Annotated in this window: 13 protein-coding genes; 6 read left to right on the top strand and 7 right to left on the bottom strand. The window is 45.5% G+C overall.

Annotation, left to right across the window (positions count from 1 at the left end):
• Positions 1-76: 76 nt before the first annotated feature.
• Together BZA03_RS17025 and hrpB are read right to left on the bottom strand one after the other, a co-directional pair.
• Complete coding sequence (locus tag BZA03_RS17025; RefSeq protein WP_039225118.1) at positions 77-889, bottom strand: DUF4198 domain-containing protein; 813 nt, start codon at positions 887-889, stop codon at positions 77-79.
• Between the two features lie 194 nt (positions 890-1,083).
• Complete coding sequence (gene hrpB / locus BZA03_RS17020) at positions 1,084-3,780, bottom strand: ATP-dependent helicase HrpB (protein ID WP_110289402.1); 2,697 nt, start codon at positions 3,778-3,780, stop codon at positions 1,084-1,086.
• Positions 3,781-3,936: 156 nt separating this feature from the next.
• On the opposite strand from hrpB, the gene thpR reads away from it, so the two are divergent.
• Together thpR and purU are read left to right on the top strand one after the other, a co-directional pair.
• Positions 3,937-4,590 (top strand): RNA 2',3'-cyclic phosphodiesterase, encoded by a 654-nt coding sequence (gene thpR / locus BZA03_RS17015; RefSeq protein ID WP_049588560.1) that lies wholly within the window; start codon positions 3,937-3,939, stop codon positions 4,588-4,590.
• A gap of 185 nt (positions 4,591-4,775) precedes the next feature.
• Positions 4,776-5,630 (top strand): formyltetrahydrofolate deformylase, encoded by an 855-nt coding sequence (gene purU, locus BZA03_RS17010; RefSeq protein WP_014947992.1) that lies wholly within the window; start codon positions 4,776-4,778, stop codon positions 5,628-5,630.
• A gap of 111 nt (positions 5,631-5,741) precedes the next feature.
• On the opposite strand, the gene BZA03_RS17005 is transcribed toward purU, so the two are convergent.
• The gene (locus BZA03_RS17005) at positions 5,742-6,182 is read right to left on the bottom strand and encodes a hypothetical protein (protein WP_110289401.1); all 441 of its coding nucleotides are present in this window, start codon (positions 6,180-6,182) and stop codon (positions 5,742-5,744) included.
• Between the two features lie 148 nt (positions 6,183-6,330).
• Positions 6,331-6,849, bottom strand: coding sequence for a YgjV family protein (locus BZA03_RS17000; RefSeq protein ID WP_014947990.1), 519 nt, complete (start codon positions 6,847-6,849; stop codon positions 6,331-6,333).
• On the opposite strand from BZA03_RS17000, the gene BZA03_RS16995 reads away from it, so the two are divergent.
• The 3 genes from BZA03_RS16995 to BZA03_RS16985 all read left to right on the top strand — a co-directional run bounded on the left by BZA03_RS16995 (position 6,848) and on the right by BZA03_RS16985 (position 11,611).
• Positions 6,848-7,033 carry a hypothetical protein gene (locus tag BZA03_RS16995; protein WP_014975451.1) on the top strand — a complete coding sequence of 62 codons (186 nt, stop codon included), beginning with the start codon at positions 6,848-6,850 and terminating at the stop codon, positions 7,031-7,033. The genes BZA03_RS17000 and BZA03_RS16995 overlap by 2 nt on opposite strands.
• Positions 7,034-7,102: 69 nt before the next feature.
• Positions 7,103-9,292, top strand: a complete 2,190-nt coding sequence (locus BZA03_RS16990) for a M3 family metallopeptidase (protein ID WP_110289400.1) — start codon at positions 7,103-7,105, stop codon at positions 9,290-9,292.
• A 408-nt stretch (positions 9,293-9,700) separates the two neighbouring features.
• On the top strand, positions 9,701-11,611 hold the full coding sequence (locus BZA03_RS16985; RefSeq protein WP_039225123.1) for a methyl-accepting chemotaxis protein: 1,911 nt from the start codon (positions 9,701-9,703) through the stop codon (positions 11,609-11,611).
• A gap of 60 nt (positions 11,612-11,671) precedes the next feature.
• Here BZA03_RS16985 and BZA03_RS16980 read toward each other — a convergent pair whose 3' ends face one another.
• Positions 11,672-12,259, bottom strand: coding sequence for a hypothetical protein (locus tag BZA03_RS16980; RefSeq protein ID WP_110289399.1), 588 nt, complete (start codon positions 12,257-12,259; stop codon positions 11,672-11,674).
• 303 nt (positions 12,260-12,562) lie between these two features.
• Complete coding sequence (locus BZA03_RS16975; protein ID WP_110289398.1) at positions 12,563-13,414, bottom strand: hypothetical protein; 852 nt, start codon at positions 13,412-13,414, stop codon at positions 12,563-12,565.
• A gap of 210 nt (positions 13,415-13,624) precedes the next feature.
• On the opposite strand from BZA03_RS16975, the gene BZA03_RS16970 reads away from it, so the two are divergent.
• A complete protein-coding gene (locus BZA03_RS16970; RefSeq protein WP_014975447.1) occupies positions 13,625-15,442 on the top strand; it encodes a sodium:proton antiporter in 1,818 nt (605 codons plus the stop codon).
• A 294-nt stretch (positions 15,443-15,736) separates the two neighbouring features.
• Here BZA03_RS16970 and BZA03_RS16965 read toward each other — a convergent pair whose 3' ends face one another.
• Positions 15,737-17,047 carry a 3-deoxy-D-manno-octulosonic acid transferase gene (locus BZA03_RS16965; RefSeq protein WP_110289397.1) on the bottom strand — a complete coding sequence of 437 codons (1,311 nt, stop codon included), beginning with the start codon at positions 17,045-17,047 and terminating at the stop codon, positions 15,737-15,739.
• Between the last annotated feature and the right edge of the window lie 235 nt (positions 17,048-17,282).

Below are 17,282 nucleotides of genomic sequence, written 5' to 3'. Positions count from 1 at the left end.
CAGCGCCCTTTCAGGGGCGCATTAATCATTTGGTATTTTCAGTAATCGGTAAGGTAAAAACCGCTCAGCTTATTGGTTACTGAAAGTACTCAAACGTTAGGCTTGAAAAATAGGTTTCGAAATCTGCTGCCGAGCTATTTGTAAGTGGGACTCCCCAAACTGTATTCAGAATTACAGGACCTTCGACGTCAAATTTAAATGTCGCCTTGCCCTCACTATCCGTTTTAACCGCTTGCTCTTTAGCGCTGTGATCAACCAAGGAATACGCATCAATAAGCGCGTTACTCAAAGGCTTACCTTTAAATAATACCTGAACAGATAGCGTGTTTCCTGCAAGCTTGTAAGGATGCTCAAGAGGCACTATTTCCAATGTGTGGCCAATGGGTTTTAATACGTTGTTCGTTACCGCATCGCCAACTTGCACAATGGTTTTCGCCTTTCTAGAGTACAGCTCTTTGCCGGCGATATCGTTTTGTCCCCTTGCCTCGCGGTGCGCCAATACCTCAGTTAAGCCTTCTTCTTTTGCATACTGATTAAACTTCTTCGCTTTTAATGTGCTTGTGGCGTGATAGCTTTCAAACCCTATGACGTGAGTACCGGATGGGAGCTTGGTTGTTTTTGCCATGCCCGGCAGCATTGAGGTTTTAGGTACAACACTGGCAGCCATATCAGTTACACCGTCAAAAGAGTAGGTGCGCAACGCGACTATTCTATCCCATGCAAGGTTCCAATGAGAGGTATCTTCCTTATGACCCACTTTAAACTGCAATGCCAGCGAATTCGGTTCTTGAGAACGATATGCTGTGGGTTCTAGCCAAAAATCGTGAGCTTGAACGTTAATTGAAGTAGCAAATAAAAAAGCAGCAGTGGCAATACAAGATAGTTTCATTGCGTAGTTTAACCTGTAAATAAGAGTGAGGTTTCATACTCCAACTTAGCGCAAGTTTCAGCGCACGACCACTGTCGTAAAAAACATACTGTGTACGAAACTGGCATATAGGAAAATGGCGTATAGATACTTCTCTTGTTTAAAATAAATAAAAATCACCTGAAAACGATGGTTTGTGTAGCCGTATCAGCGCGCTACATATGCTTTTTTGTTTTGCTGGTCGGCGATGCATTTGCGGGGTCATCTGGCCAAAAGTGCTTTGGATAGCGCCCCTTCATTTCTTTTTGTATTTCCTTATAACTGCCATGCCAAAAGGCGGCTAAATCACTGGTGGTTTGTAATGGCCTACCTGCTGGCGACAGCAGCTCACATACAACGGTAATTCGCCCACCCGCTATCGTTAATGGCGTGCCTTGAGAATATAACTCTGGCATTTTGACCGACAGCACCACATCTCCATTATCGCGATAATCCAGGCTAGCCTCTCTGCCGGTTGGAATAGTCACGTGAGTTGGCAAGAGTGTGGCTAATGCATCTTGCTGAGGCCAAGAAAGACCATTATTCAAGGCTGTTTTCCACGGTAACTGCTTAAGGTTTTTGATGTTTTTACAGTTTTTTAAGACAGGTGCTAAACTGTCTTTGGCCTCGTGCACGAGAGCGTTCAATGACGACGGCCACGGCTCGGGTTCATCGAAGGCTTTGTCTTGTGGCAAATTGAGCTTCCCAGCCATTGCCACTCTTCGCCACCATTGCCAGTCTGCGTCAGAAAGCGGCCAGCTTGATAGAGGAAGTGCATCAAGGTAGGCGAACCATGCGTTGCATAACGCATCATCCCAGAATGCTTTTTCACGACTTTTTTCCTGTCCAGAAACCGGTGTGCTATTTAACGTTATCTCATAAAAGCCCGTACTTACTCTGGCTTCCATTACCCCAGTATCGCTGTTAAGAATAACGCTGCGCTTTTCTTTGAACGCGTCAGGAAAGGCTAAACGCAACCAGCTTTCAGGCACTGACTGTGCCAAGCGTATTGCCACCGTGCTTTTTATCAGCTGCCCGTCGAGCACTGCCAGCCATGGTCCATCGCCATTTTCGCTCTCATTAAAAATGGACGCACTACCAGCAGCAGTGAGCTCTGCACCTTTGCCACTTGCCAGTTTGTATTCGACTATACCGGTCTTAGGCTTACCATTTGTTGTATTCGAGCTCTCTGCCGATTTATCTGACGCACTGCGCCTATAGCCCACCTGCAAAGGAAATGCGATGGCGATACCAAGCCCAAGGGCTTGCTCGTCTAGTTCGTTAATATCAAGCTTTAAGCGTTGTGCTTTTCCATCATTATTTTGTACGTAGCGCGCATAACGGGAAGCTTGCTGTGTAAGCTGACTGCGCGTGATGCTATTAGCGTTTAGCAGCGCTTCCATTACATTTGTTGCGCCGCCCACACTGACATTACTTTCGCTAAGGGCCACAACAAAAGGTGCGGCGTGGCGAAGCGCTTCGTTGTCATCAGCACTAAGTCCATCAATCCCTTGTTTAACGGTCAGCAATAAGTGGGCTAAATGGGGCTGACAGGGTAACTGGGCCAGCGCTCTTCCATAGGGAGTAATGCTGGATTGTGAGATAGCATTAACCCGCTGAAGCTTTTGTTGTGCGACCTGCTGCTGCGCTTGTGTAGGCTTCGTCAACAATGCCAAGGTATCTGGGCTACTGCCCCAGGCTAAGGTATCAAGCAAAAAGCTACTTAAGTCTTCCTTTTCAATTTGCGCCGCATTGTATTTGGCCAAACGCTCGAAGCTGCTTTTGCTACACAAACGATAGCAGGTTCCGGCCATTACACGCCCCGCGCGCCCCGCTCTTTGAATGGCGGATGCTTGCGAAATGCGCTGCTGGGTAAGCGCAGTTATGTCACTGGACGGATGATACTGAGCACTGTTTTCCCATAGGCTATCAATAACCACCGTCACGCCTTCAATGGTAAGACTCGTTTCAGCAATATTGGTAGATAATATGACTTTTCGTCTGCCTTGCGGGTCTGGCGTAATAGCGGCTTGTTGCACAGATTTACTTAACGCTCCATAGAGCATGTGAACGGCCATGTCCGCACTCTCAGCTAACCCTTTTATTTCTTTGGCAACAGCATTGATGCTTCCTCGCCCAGGAAGGAAAACCAAAATATCACCGTCGTGTTCGCCTACGGCCTGCTTTATGATATTGCAGGTTTTGGGTACTAACTCATGCGCCTGCACATCTTGTGTGTAGCGGATGTCAACGGGAAACATGCGCCCTTGCGTATTCAAGTTCACTACTGGCGGCACGCTATGCGCATTGAGCAACATTTGAAGGGGTGCTACATCCAAGGTAGCCGACATTACAACTAATCGTAAGTCATCGCGAAGGCCAGACTGTACTTCAAGCGCTAGTGCCAAACCGAAGTCACTGTGAATACTGCGTTCATGAAATTCATCGAAGACGATAGCGGCTACTCCATCAAGCTCAGGGTCTTGCTGAATCATGCGAGTCAGCACCCCTTCGGTTATGATCTCAAGCCGAGTGGCAGACGATGTTTTCGACTCCCCCTTAATGCGATAGCCAACCGTTTCGCCCACATTTTCATTTAATTGCCCAGCTAAATAGTCCGCAAGGTTTCTCACCACCACGCGCCGTGGCTGCATAAGTAATATTTTTCCTTTAAGCGATGATTTCAGCAGTGACAAAGGAAGTACGGTGGACTTTCCCGCGCCCGGAGGAGCCCCTATGATGACGTTGCTAGCGGCTACAGCTTCTTCAAGCGGCGTAACGAGTTCATAAGCGGGTAAGTGAGAAAACGGCTGTAACATAAAGGGCATAAAGGTGTTATAAGTTGATGGGTATAGTGTACCTGATTTGAGCAATGCACCCGAACATCACTGCTATTTTTTTAAATTTGGCAAATAGCTTAATACTTGCGTCTTGTTTTGGAAATCGCAGGTAGCGCCATGATAAGCTTAAGTTTGTTTGGACATTAACGTGATGCACAAGCTAAAGGGCAAATTAGAAGGAGGAAAGCTATGCGAAGCTTTATTGGTTTAGATCTTAGCGCCACAGAAAAACTTGCTCTAGATAGCTGGCGCCAACAGGCATTGCCTGAAGTTATGCCTCGGCAATGGGTAAAAAGCGAGTCTACCCGTTCTCGAAAGTCTACCAATGCGCGCTACGAGCACACCAATAGCCAAGGGCCCGCGCAACCGTACGCAGTGCCGGCGGCGAACTTCCACATAACGCTTAGCTTTTTAGGTGAGATAAATCACCGGCAGCACGAAGCGTTGGTGTATGAACTCGATCAGCTTGTGAGCGAACCCTTTTCTCTAACCCTCGATGCAACGGGATTATGGAACGGCCCTAAGATACTCTTCGCTTCGCCGACAGATGCGCCAAAGGCGCTAGGTGAACTCGCCAAATTGTCGCGAAAAGCAGCCCGCAAGGCGGCGATAGAGGTAGAAAGCAGAGAATATAAGCCTCACGTTACGCTTGTCAGAAAGGCTACGTCGAGCTTGCCTCTTCCCCTTTACAGCCCCAATGTAGACGTTCACGTTTCGGCATTTCACCTTTTTGAGTCTGTCTCTACACCGCAAGGGGTAGTCTACCCTATCCGCCAGTCTTGGCCGTTAAAACACAATATGTCGGTAAGAGAAAAGCTGCGCCGAGGGATAACCGACGAGTAAAGGCAAACGCAATACCGTGCTGACTTGGGTAAACTGATGTCCATTTGACTCGCACCTTTTGAGCTTAAGACCTCATGTGATTATGAGTTATAGCAATTTAAGCTGGTTTAAAGTAGCGTGTCGCCTTTACAACACATGGCGGCACAGGTAAAAAGAAAGCCTGTTTTTTTATTCAAACTGCCCAAATGCAACAAACATTTAGATTAGTAATAGACTGCCCAGACCAAATTGGGCTCGTTGCCAGCGTGTCGCAATTTTTGGCCGACCATAACGCTACCATCGTTGAAGCAAGCCATCACACTGACTTACAAACCGGCCGCTTTTTCATGCGCCATGAAATTAGCACCGACTCGCTAAAGTTAGATCATCAAAGCTTTGTTAAAGAATTCACCCCGCTTGCTAACGAATATCAGATGAACTGGAAGCTGAGCGACTCCAGCAAAAAACAGCGCGTCGCTCTGCTTGCCAGCCTTGAGTCTCACTGTTTAGTTGACCTGCTTCACCGCTGGCACACAGGCGAACTACACTGTGATATTCCGGTTATTATTGGCAACCACCCGCAAATGAAACAGTTTGCAGACTGGTACAAAGTCCCTTTCCATTGGGTAGACTTTAAAGCGTTAGGGAAAGAAGCCGCTTTTGCGCAAATCACGACTTTACTTCAAGAATACAAAATTGATTTGACCGTGCTTGCCCGCTTTATGCAGATTTTACCTGATACGCTTTGCCAAGAATTGCAAGGTAAAGCCATTAACATTCACCACAGCTTCTTGCCGAGCTTTGCAGGTGCTAAGCCTTACCAGCAAGCCTATGATCGCGGCGTAAAGCTAATCGGCGCAACCTGTCACTACGTAACTAAAGATTTAGATGAAGGCCCTATTATTGAGCAAAGCGTTAAGCGTATTAGTCACAGCGACAGTGCAGCTGATATGGTGCGTAAGGGTAAAGATTGTGAAGTAACGGCATTAGCTCATGGCGTGCGCTACCACTTAGAAGACCGCGTGATTATTCACAGAAATAAGACCGTGGTGTTTGCGTAAGTCTTTACAGTGATAAATTAAAAAAGCCCGCGAGTAAACATTACTTTCGGGCTTCTCTTTACACTGTTTTTCGCTCTACACTTTTTTTGCTTTACACTTTTTTCGCTTTATTTAGACATTCTTTTTTACGTTGTTAAATCCATCATCACCTAGCACCACTTGAAGTCTCGCTTTTATTACGGCTTCCTTATGAGGATAGTGAAAGTCAAACCCTTTACCGTTGCCGCTTTCCAAAATGACTCCAAGGTAATGGTGAGAAAAATTAAGCGCATAGATAGTATTGGCGTTCACCCTGAGGGGCTGGCGATCAAGTCCCTGTAAAAAGTGAAACACCACAAAATCACCATCTTTTTCTATCAATTTTTCAATGGGATATCTATTACCAAAGCGCCTGCTTCTTAAATAAGAGAAAAAGCCTATACATAGCCCAACACTACCTAGGGTAGCCGCTAGTTTAACTTCACCTTCTGCAGTGATATTTAAAATAAAAAGAGCCAGTAGAAACACTGGAACACCAAGAAATAGTGCCTTGTCGATGGGTGTGCGTTGCATCGTCTTCCCTGTGAAAGTTTGATTCCCTTTAAAGACGCAATAAATCACAAAGCGGCTATGGTTTCAATACAAGCAACGGTTTCAATACGTCCACTTTCTTGTCATTAGGTTAGTGCAGTTATCGGTCTGACATGAACTACTTTACGCTTCAAACAGGGCTGGTGCGCATGGCACGTCTTAGCTTCATGTAATACCACAGGTTAGAGGCTGCAAACAGGGCTTCAGTAATGGCTAATCCCCACGTTTGCGTAATTATTCCGTACGCAGTGAAGTTGATGGAGCCAATGATCATGCATACCCTTAAACCCGCTTCCTTGCAGTGAAGTTCGCCAAACCGGTATGCCATAAAAGTTAACACCGGCATAGCTTCAACTAACGATGTTTTACCGGTTAGGTTATTCACCGTCAGCACAATAACCATCATAGAGATTAATGTAATGTAGGTTGCCACAGGAGACAGTAGTTTTTGTTTTATTAAACGATAACTGGTACTCAGCCCTGCCACCGTAATTACTACGGCTCCCCCCCACGCTTGCTCGAAAACCAAAAGTGAGCCAATAGCAATACATAACCCTAAATTCAGTAGCAGTAATTTACGTTCAGTGTTCGACCAAAAGGAGGCCAAAGCGAATGCAACGGGAAACGCGTGAAGAAGTAATTCAAACATGATGATCACAGTAAAAAAGTCAGTGGTTTACGAGCTGCGGAAGACAGCTATTCAGAACGCGCGCAGTGTAATTTCCAACCAGCATAAAGCCAATCAAAATTTGACCAATTTCGACGAATTGCATATCAGCGCGATTTCTCTTCAAACCGCTGTGCTGCAAGGAATTACGTTAAAGAGCATTTAACTTATTTTTACATTATCTTAAGATGGTTTTTGTCATAAAACGTATAGATAAAAACAGACAGGAAAACTCATGGGTAAATTTAAATCATCACTCACCGCTATGGCGGTTGTGGTTGCTCTCGGTGCATGTTCAGAACAAAAAGCACCTGAGACCACCAGCACAGATGTACAAAATACAGCGACATCTCAACAAGCACAGTTTGATAACGTGCTGCTTCAAGAGTTTAAAGGCCCGTACGGTGGCGTGCCTGCTTTCGATAAAATGAATTTGGAAGATTTGAAGCCTGCGCTAGAAAAAGCCATGGAACTGAATCTTAAAGAGATCGAAGCCATCGCAAATAACGAAGCGCCACCAACGTTTGAAAACGTCATTGTTGAAATGGAGCGCGCAGGTGCAGAGCTTGGACGCGTATTCACGTATTACGGCATTTGGAGCTCAAACAAGTCTAGCCCTGAATTCCGCGAAATTCAGGCCGAGATGTCACCAAAACTGTCAGCTTTCTTCACTCAAATTACGCAAAATGAAAAACTCTTTGAAAGAGTGAAAACGGTGTACGAGTCTGATGAACTGAAATCGCTCACGCCAGAAGAACAGCGTATTACGTGGATGACTTACAACAGCTTCGCGCGCAACGGTGCAACGTTAGATGGCGAAGCGAAAAAGCGCTATGCTGAAATTAACCAAGAACTTGCTACGCTGCACACCAAGTTTTCTAACAACGTGCTAGCAGACGAAGAAAACTACGTTACTTATATTACTGAAGACCAGCTTGACGGCCTACCCGCTTCGTTTGTAAAGGCAGCTAAAGCGGCAGCAGAGTCTCGCGGCGAAGAAGGTAAGTATGCGATTACCAATACGCGTTCGTCTATGGACCCGTTCTTGACCTACTCAACCAATCGAGAGCTTCGCGAAAAAGTATGGCGTACTTACTACAACCGCGGTGACAATGCCGACGAGTTTGATAACAATGACATTATCAAGCGCATCCTAACCCTTCGAGATGAGCGCGTTGAGCTGTTAGGTTACGAAAATTACGCACAGTGGCGTTTAGAAGATCGTATGGCGAAGAACCCAGAAAACGCCATGGATCTGATGATGAAAGTATGGCCTGCCGCTATTGCTCGCGTTGAAGAAGAAGTGGCCGACATGCAGGCCATTGCCGATGAAGAAGGTGCAGACATCACTATTGCGCCATGGGACTACCGCTTCTATGCAGAAAAAGTGCGCCAAGCGAAGTACGACCTAGATTCAAACGAAGTAAAGCAGTACTTACAGCTTGATAAGCTGCGCGAAGCGATGTTTTACGTTGCAGGTCGCTTGTTCAACTTCAACTTCACACCTGTTGAAGAGGGCAAAGTACCCGTTTTCCACGAAGACGTGAAAGTATGGGAAGTAACTGACAAAGACAGCGGTGAGCATATCGGTCTTTGGTACCTTGACCCATTCTCACGCCAAGGTAAACGCTCTGGTGCTTGGGCAACGACGTATCGCTCTTACACCACGTTCGATGGCAAGAAGACCGTATTGTCTTCAAACAACTCGAACTTCGTGAAAGGTGCTGATGGCGAAGCTACACTTATTTCGTGGGATGATGCTGAAACCTACTTCCATGAATTTGGTCATGCTCTTCACTTCTTAGCGTCTGACGTAGAATACCCGTCTTCGCATTCTGGCGTACGCGATTACACTGAGTTCCAGTCTCAGTTATTAGAGCGCTGGTTGACCACCGATGAGGTAATCAACAACTATCTGGTTCACCATGAAACAGGCGAGCCAATTCCAGCAGAAATAGTTGAGAAGATTAAGAAGGCCTCAACCTTCAATGAAGGCTTCAAAACCACTGAGTACATGGCTTCTGCCATTATGGATCTGAAGTATCATACTACCGATCCTAGCAAGATTGACCCTGATACTTTTGAGCGTGAAGAGCTTAAGAAGCTTGGTATGCCAGAAGAAATCGTTATGCGTCACCGTTCACCTCACTTCGGTCACGTGTTCTCGGGTGAAGGTTATGCTGCGGCCTATTACGGCTACATGTGGGCAGAGGTTCTTACTGCTGACGCAGCAGAAGCCTTTATGGAAGCACCGGGTGGTTTCTACGATAAAGAAGTAGGCGATCGCTTAGTGAAATATCTATTCGCCGTACGTAACGCAATGGATCCAGCTGAAGCATATCGCAAGTTCCGTGGTCGTGACGCCAAGGTAGACGCATTGATGCGTGACCGTGGTTTCCCTATTCCTAAGGAAAGCAAAGAGTAAGTTAACGCACTTACCCTTCCTAGGTCCTGTTGTTATTCGCTCTACATCAAAGAGCAACAGGCCCTAGCTGTGGCTAATTAAATATTTAGCTTAAGTACGCCATTGGCCCTCTTGTTTTCTTCGTAAAGCAGAGGGCTTTTTTACAACTGACGTTTTTGTAAAGCCTCATCTTTCTATTGACCTATTGGTCAATTATGCTTCACAATCTCTTTGCCCTAGCAAAAAGTATAAACTTTGCAGGGAAAAGGTCGATAACTTGTCTGCGCTTAAAAAATAAAAATAGCACTAGCGTAAGAATCAGAGAGTAGTACTGACCCGCCTAGGACTCAGTATCAGACGTTGCTGTGCCTGCAATGCCACGTCACCCTTGATCATAAATTTCAGCATTAACTTACGTGGTCGAAAGTCATGACTTTCAGTATAAAACAAAAACTCATTATTTCTCTTATTGTGGCGGTGCTCGCTGCTGCTATTCTTGTAGGTTCTATTAGCCAATGGATTGCCCGTGATCTCGTTAAAGAGAACATGGAAGAACTTCAGCTTCCTTCATTACTTAAACAGGTTGGTAACCGAGTGGACAGGGAAGCAAGTGTAATGCTTACCGTTGCTCACGGCATTGCTTCTAACCCCGACATTCTTGCCTGGTCTTCGGCAGGCGCAGATAGCGCTGGCGAACGCCGTCTCCTTAGCTATTTAAGTAATATCGTTGAATTTAACGATTTAACGGTAGCCTCATTTGTAGACAGAACCACCTACAAATATTGGAACCAAGATGGTTTCTTGCGGGTGCTACAAAACGATGAATTTGATGGGTGGTTTTTCGCTTACAAAAATAGCGGCGAACCAATTTCACTAAGCCTATACAACGAACCGGGTCAAGGTTACCGACTTTTTGCGAATTACCAGCAAGTAAACGGCAGAGGTATGTCGGGTGTCGCTAAATCGGTCGATGAGCTGCTAGATATCATCAATGCGGTGAAAATTGCGCAAACCGGCTTTGTCTTTCTTGTTGACGGAAACGGCACCATTATCGCGCATCCCAATACCGAGTTATTAGGAAAGGCTAAGTTAGCGTCCATAAGCGATTCAAGCACATCAGGGCAACTACTCAATCGTCAGAGCTTTGCTATGGCCACCAGTGACGCGGCAGGCGACACGCAACTGTTTGCCAGTACCTATGTGGAGAAAGCCGGTTGGTACGTGGTTGCACAAGTACCCGAGCATGAGCTTTACGCATCACTAAATGCAGGCAGTCGCCAAATTATTATTTGGGCTTTGGTGATAGCAGGCGCTTTCGCACTTATTGGTATTTGGCTAGCAGGCACGCTTACCAAGCCACTTGAATCACTAGCCGATGTTTTCCAGCAACTTGGCAGAGGACAAGGCGACTTACGCTCTCGTATTCCTATGCCAGAACAAAAGGAAATTGCCCGATTAGTGGAAGGGTTCAATAACTTTATTGATCACCTTCACGGCACCATTTCGCAAGTGGCGAAAACAAGTCACGCACTAAAGGCGTCAGCACAAGATGTTGCGAAGCAGTCTCATCAAACAGAAAACTCAACCAAGAGCCAGCGCGATCAAACCTTACAGGCGGCAGCCGCGCTAACAGAAATGGGCAGTACGGTAAATGAAGTAGCCCAGTCAGCTACCCATGCTGCGCAAAATGCGAATATGGCAACCACTAACTCCGCTCACGGTCGAGAAATTACCCAACGTGCAGTACACGCGATAAACGGTCTTTCGGGTCAAATTCAAGATGTGTCTCGGGTTATTCAATCGCTAGATGAACACACCGCAGCTATTGGCGGTATCCTCGATACAATTCGAGGTATTTCAGAGCAAACCAATTTACTTGCGCTAAATGCTGCTATAGAAGCAGCTCGGGCTGGCGATCACGGCCGAGGCTTCTCAGTCGTTGCTGATGAGGTGCGAACACTTGCACAACGTGCCGCTCAAGCGACTGATGAAATACAGGTGAAGATCGATAAGTTCCAGCAAGACTCTAAATCTGCCGTTTCGCAAATGGAGTCAAGTCGAGTACGCACAACCGATGTGGTAACCGCAACCAATGAAATAGACAAATTGCTTCAAGATATCGCCGAAGAGATTGCTCACATTAATGATGTGAACACGCAAGTAGCGACGGCTACGGAAGAGCAAGCTACTGTGGTTGAAGATATCAGTCGAAACATTAATGACATTAGTGCATCAAGTGAAGAAACCCTGAATGCGACTAAGATATTGGTTAGCGTGAGTGACAAGCTCGATGAACTTGCGCAAGAACTCTCGTCTGAAGTGAGCAGATTTAAACTTTAAGTTTACTTATGTCTTATGAATGGCAAAGCGGTGAGATAATACAACCTTATGCGCCATCATTTAGAAAGTGATGGCGTATTCTACTTTTACTTGATTGTCACGGCTGGAGCGCCATGGCAATTGCATTGATGCTCCTTCACTTTCCCACGACTCTCTCATAGCTCCAACAGTAAGAAGGTGCTTGTCTTCCTTGAATGGGATTTCTATATAAAGGCCTGCTGATGTACTGGTAGGCAGACGAATTGTATCGGCAACCGGAATGCTCATCTCATGACGGGGGCGTACTTTATGGCTTAACCCCAACCGATAATCACCTCTATCCCACCAGCTAACCACTTCAAATTCGTGGCTTCTGACACGCTGAGACATAACACCGTAGTCAAGCAACCCTTTGTTGTAATGGACAATGGCTTCAACGTTAAACATTGGCGCCAGTTTTTGGCTAAATGCAAGTTGATACTGCTTTTGTTTGCAGCCTTTGAACTTAATTTTATTCTTAGTGAGAGTTAGGGAAAACGTATCGTCACTGTCTGAATATTTGTTGAGCCATTCTTGTGCCTTTTCGACCACAGAGGCATTAGCTGCACCCGCCAATAAAAAACATGGACAAAAGCACATTGCTAAAAAGGACTGGTTTAAACGTCTCATTTTTCGCTGCCTCTCAAATTGTGGTTGGCTACAACTTATTCGATCACAATTTCAGTATAGACAGGAAAGTAGGCAGTTGGGTATTAGCCATTTTACTAACATCGACTAAAAGATAACTTTAAAAGAACAGCTGCTGACAATGAAAGAGCGCTTATTCACAACCGTGAATAAGCTTGGGGGGATTGGCTGCCGGACTTCAATCAGCTCGCCTTATTATGGCGTTGCTCGTTACGGCGTTACCTGTTTTGGCACTACTTGTTATGGCGCTATTTGTTATGGCATTACTTGTTATGGCGCTATTTGTTATGGCATTACTCTGGCGCTAGACAACGATGCTTTGCGCCCTTCCGTAGCTTCTTCGCTGAACCAATATGTGCCGCTATTATCCACGCATATGCCTTCAACTTGTTTATATTGCTCAAGCGGCCATACATCAAGAAGGGCAAAGTCGCTTGATACTTGAGCCATGAAAGTAGCAAAGTTTCCAAATGGATCTGATTTATAGCCGGTGATAACAAACCTATTTTGGTGCTGATCGAAGTCTACCCCAGTTACCACGCCCGGCAGTCCATCAATGGACGCAAACGTACTAATGGTTTGCTCAGCTTCGTCTTCGTTCACTTTATAGATATGGGTTATACCAGTTTTCCAACTTTTAGAAAAAAGAAGCAGGTCATCGCCATTCTTAACCATCGCCTCTGAGTCAAAATCATGTGCATAAGGAATGTTATTCGAAGCGTCATTACCCTCGTATTTCAATGTAATAGAGGTGATGTCATTCACATTTGAGCGGTTTACTTTATGTATTTCGACCTGCTCTCTTTTGCCTTTATTGTTTCCCACATCCGCAATGTAAAACGATGAAGCGTCAGCGGTTATTGCTTCCCAGTCTTTATTGGTGAGCGGTAAGCGCGTTCGTTCAATAATTTCACCCTGGTAATTTATACGATAAATGATGGGAGCATTACCTGAGTCATTTAATGAGTACATGCCGTCCGTTTCGCAAAATAGACCCGATGTTTCTGAAAGTTCTTCCGGCAACTCAACGATATTTTCTATTTGTAACTGTGCAGAAGGGATGGGATATTGAACTGCGCATGCCGATGCTAGTACAAGCGATGCTGATAAAGCCGCGAATTTAAAGTGAGTGTTCAATGAAAGGCTCCGAAAAGAACGATAAGTGACGAATAATATCAAACCTACCCACTCTCTAACATGCATTTTAGTGCGCTAAATAAGGTCTATTGGTCTAAACTTTTAGCCCAAGCGTATATCGCTATAAACATAGGTTGGCCTAAAGTCTCTGTATGACAAATGTTTAGGCTGATATACCATGGAATAATATCAACACGTTAAGGACTCACTTTGTCAGACCCGCTTCTTTCACTCGTTGCAGTTGGATTGCTGTCAATTACCTGCCAATACTTAGCCTATAAGGTTAGGCTCCCTGCTATTTTACCGTTGTTAATTGTCGGTATTGTGGTTGGCCCTGTTTTTGGCGTGCTCAACGCGGACGACTTATTCGGTGATTTGCTGTTTCCTGTCGTTTCTCTCTCTGTTGCCATTATTCTTTTTGAAGGGTCACTGACGCTGAAGTTCAGCGACATCGCGGGTCATGGGAACATGGTTCGCAACCTTTGCTCTGTGGGCGTGGTTGTAACCTGGCTTGTCGCAGCCACTGCAGCGCACTACAGTCTTGATCTTACTTGGCAGCTATCCTTCCTATTCGGAGCCATTGTTACCGTAACAGGCCCAACGGTTATAGTGCCCATGCTCAGAACCGTGCGACCGAAAACGAATTTGGCCAATATCTTACGCTGGGAAGGGATTGTCATAGACCCTATCGGCGCTCTGCTCGCCGTACTGGTTTTCGAGTTTATCGTTGCATCGCAAGAAACCGCCATTACCCATACGCTGATAGCGTTTGGCAAAACCATTGGAATTGGCTCCGTACTTGGTCTCGCTTCTGGCTATCTGCTTGGCCTGTCTATTCGCAAAGACTGGATACCGCACTATTTGCTTAACACCGCAGTGTTAACCGTTATTCTGGGTGTGTTTGCAGCGTCTAATTATGTTGCGCACGAGTCTGGCCTTTTGGCCGTTACCATATCTGGTATGGTACTGGCCAATATGAAGGACGTAGACGTAGAAGACATTCTTGAATTTAAAGAAACCCTCAGTGTTTTACTTATTTCAGGCTTATTTATTCTGCTTGCAACGCGTTTGAACTTACAATCGGTAGTGGATGTAGGTTGGGGCTCCGTTGTAGTGCTTGCCGCCATTATGTTTGTGGCTCGGCCTTTGTCCGTATTGGCGTCCTCCGTTGGTACCGGACTCAAGTTAAACGAATTAGCCTTGCTAAGCTGGATTGCACCTCGAGGTATTGTTGCAGCGGCGGTATCAGCCCTTTTCTCTTTAAAGCTTGAAGAAATTGGCTATGAAGGCGCGGGTATTATCGTTCCTATTGTCTTTATGGTGATTATTGCAACAGTAGTGGTACAGAGCCTTACTTCACGCACTGTTGCGTCGCTACTTAAGGTGAGAGCGCCTGCGCCAACTGGCTATCTGATTTTCGGTGGCAGTAAATTCAACCGCGCCTTAGCGACGGAAATGATAAACCAAAAGCTAGACGTTACCATTGCAGATACTAACTGGGACGCAATAAGAGAAGCGCGTATGAAGGATATCCCAGTATATTTTGGCAACCCAATGTCTGATCATGCAGCACGACATCTTGATCTGAATACATTCGGTACCGTGCTGATTATGTCGCCTTATAAACAGCTTAACCCACTTATTGCTTATCACTTTGAATACACGATGGGCAAAGACAAAGTATGGGCGCTGACAAATAACGAACAATCTACGCGACCAAGTCACCAAGTTAGCGAACAATACGCGAAAAAACTTACTCTGTTCGATGAAGGCGTTACTTATGGGTATTTAGCATCGGCCATTGCCCGTGACTCAATGGTGAAAACCACCCGTTTATCTGAAGAGTTTACTTACGAGCAGTACATAAAACAGTATGGTGAGCGCGCTACACCTCTCATTGCGATCAACGCTGAAGGTAAGAGCTATACTTTTATCAACGGTAACAGTATTCAGCCTAAAGCAGGATGGCGTGTGATTAGCTTGATTGAACCAGAACGAAAAGAAGAAAAAGTAGAAGTGCAAAAGTAAGAAAACCTCCTGCCCACCGGCAGGAGGTCTCTCCCTGGAAAACGCGCAACGCAGTGCCCTTTTTAAAAGGTGCATATTTATTTGGATTTTACTGTTGTTACGCTGTCGCACACTTTATAGCAAGCAGCGAACCAACTTTGACAATCCTTGTATAATCAAATAGATAGCTAAAAACCAAGTCCCTATTCATTATCTTTTAGCTGTCACAGCGCCTAATTTGGTGCATCAGACGCACAAATGCGGGGTTCCTTTTTTGTTCAATAACAACGAGTTGCTGTTTTTGACTGACGGCATTTAACGAATACTGCGATGTATACACGCTAAAGTAGAATCTAACGCGCCGCTGTTATCCTGTAGTACCTTTTTACCGGCCATTCCCGCTTTTTCAGCTTTACTGGGTGATTCAAGCCATTCTTGCACCGTTGAAGAAACGCGAGAAGCATCTTCTACAATGCTTAATGCGCCACATTCTTTTAAATAGTCGCAGATAACAGGGTTATTATAGGTGTGTGGCCCCATCATTATTGGCAACGAGAATGCTGCCGGCTCAAGGGCATTATGGCCGCCTCTATCGGCAATAGAGCCGCCAACAAAGGCAAATGTTGCTACCGCATAAGCATGATTTAACTTACCCATTTCATCCAACAGGATAACGTTCACATCGTCTGGAACGTTATCCACCTCTGAACTTTTGACGAAGTTCAAATTATGCCTTTCAAGTAATTTTGCTACGGCTTCAAAACGCTCTGGATGGCGAGGGACAATAATCACCCGTAGTTGAGGGTTCTCGTTCCATAAAGCCTTTGCAGATTCAACGATAACGCTCTCTTCAGGTTCGTGCGTGCTGCCTGCAACTAGTATTGGCCTTTCACCCTTAGCTAACCCAAGAAAATGTGCAGAAGAGCTCGCTGTCTTTGCGGCTTGATCAAACTTAATATTATTCGTGAGGGTTAGCTTATCTTGCGCAACACCAAGCCAAGCATAATTATCATAGTCTCTCTGCCCTTGAGCACATACGTGAGACAGCTTAGCCAACATAGGGTTAAATAGCTGTCCGATTTTTTTATAACGTTTGGCCGATCGCTCAGTCATGCGAGCATTTATTACCATAACGGGAATATTGCGCTTCCAGCACACGTGAATAAGGTTTGGCCATAGTTCAACTTCTGTAATCATTACTGCTTTGGGCTTAATGCGTTTCAGCATTGAAGACATAGTCAGCGACAAATCATAAGGCAGATAGAAATGGTGAACGGTGTCTTTGAATATATCTCGAACGCGAGCAGAGCCTGTAGACGTGGTTGTAGTTACGGTTATTTGCGCGTCTGGCTCGTGTTGCATTATTCGCTTTATTACGCATGAAGCAGCCACGACTTCTCCCACTGAAACACAGTGAAACAAATAGCCATTCTGCTTGAGCGGCTTTGGAACTATGCCAAAACGCTCAAATCTCCCTCGATGTGAGTCATCGCTTGTTTTCGTGGCTTTTATTAATAAATGAATAAATGCGAAGGGAATGGCAATCGCCAATACAAGCGAATATCCCCACCGGCAGAGCGTTTCAAGTAGAGTAGGTTTATAGCCACGTGTATTGGCAACAACCATAAATACATCCTTTTTGATACAGATACTTCGACGGCACGACTACAAGTGATCGACTATCGATGTTGAATTATGCTTTTCAAATACGGTGTGCTGGGCACTGCGAAACACCCACTCCCAGCGGTAAGCAGGTAATTCTAGCTATCTAGTGCCGCAGTTCCCGATAGATTCTTTCGACATTGTAGTGGCTAAATAGCCCGCGTCTAGGGCAAAGCGACCCTATACGTAAGTAAATAGT

The sequence above is a fragment of the Alteromonas sp. I10 genome, assembly GCF_003201515.1.
Taxonomy (GTDB): Bacteria; Pseudomonadota; Gammaproteobacteria; order Enterobacterales; family Alteromonadaceae; genus Alteromonas; species Alteromonas macleodii.
The sequence above is the reverse complement of the archived record's forward strand: the minus strand, read 5'-3'. Positions and strand labels throughout refer to the sequence as shown.

Coding starts and splice junctions, on each gene's coding strand:
- BZA03_RS17025 (WP_039225118.1), bottom strand. CDS start 889: ATGAAACTATCTTGTATTGCCACTGCTGCTTTTTTATTTGCTACTTCA.
- BZA03_RS16980 (WP_110289399.1), bottom strand. CDS start 12,259: ATGAGACGTTTAAACCAGTCCTTTTTAGCAATGTGCTTTTGTCCATGT.
- BZA03_RS17005 (WP_110289401.1), bottom strand. CDS start 6,182: ATGCAACGCACACCCATCGACAAGGCACTATTTCTTGGTGTTCCAGTG.
- BZA03_RS16995 (WP_014975451.1), top strand. CDS start 6,848: ATGATGATCACAGTAAAAAAGTCAGTGGTTTACGAGCTGCGGAAGACA.
- BZA03_RS16965 (WP_110289397.1), bottom strand. CDS start 17,047: ATGGTTGTTGCCAATACACGTGGCTATAAACCTACTCTACTTGAAACG.
- thpR (WP_049588560.1), top strand. CDS start 3,937: ATGCGAAGCTTTATTGGTTTAGATCTTAGCGCCACAGAAAAACTTGCT.
- BZA03_RS17000 (WP_014947990.1), bottom strand. CDS start 6,849: ATGTTTGAATTACTTCTTCACGCGTTTCCCGTTGCATTCGCTTTGGCC.
- BZA03_RS16985 (WP_039225123.1), top strand. CDS start 9,701: ATGACTTTCAGTATAAAACAAAAACTCATTATTTCTCTTATTGTGGCG.
- BZA03_RS16990 (WP_110289400.1), top strand. CDS start 7,103: ATGGGTAAATTTAAATCATCACTCACCGCTATGGCGGTTGTGGTTGCT.
- purU (WP_014947992.1), top strand. CDS start 4,776: ATGCAACAAACATTTAGATTAGTAATAGACTGCCCAGACCAAATTGGG.